This window comes from Bacillus cereus group sp. N31 (assembly GCF_016483245.1).
In the GTDB taxonomy this organism is placed as follows: Bacteria; Bacillota; Bacilli; order Bacillales; family Bacillaceae_G; genus Bacillus_A; species Bacillus_A toyonensis.
In genome coordinates this window covers 1-206 of the sequence record NZ_JAEHCH010000143.1, presented here as the reverse complement: position 1 = coordinate 206, position 206 = coordinate 1, and the positions used below count along the sequence as shown (strand labels likewise).

Sequence of the window (206 nt, the reverse complement as noted above, 5' to 3'; positions counted from 1 at the left end):
AAATATTCGGTGAAAGCACTTGTAGAGCTAGCTAACATTCCACGAAGCACGTATTATGATTTAGTAAAGAAAATGAATCGTCCGGATTTAGATGCCGATTTGAAAGCTGAAATTAAAGCGATTTATGAGGAAAATGAAGGCCGTTATGGCTACCGTCGCATTCGTGATGAGTTAACGAATCGTGGTCAAAAAGTGAATCACAAGAA

Annotated in this window: 1 protein-coding gene; it reads left to right on the top strand. The window is 38.3% G+C overall.

Annotation, left to right across the window (positions count from 1 at the left end; genetic code table 11):
- A partial coding sequence (locus JDS81_RS30170) for an IS3 family transposase (protein WP_199688714.1) occupies positions 1-206 on the top strand: 206 nt, incomplete at both ends.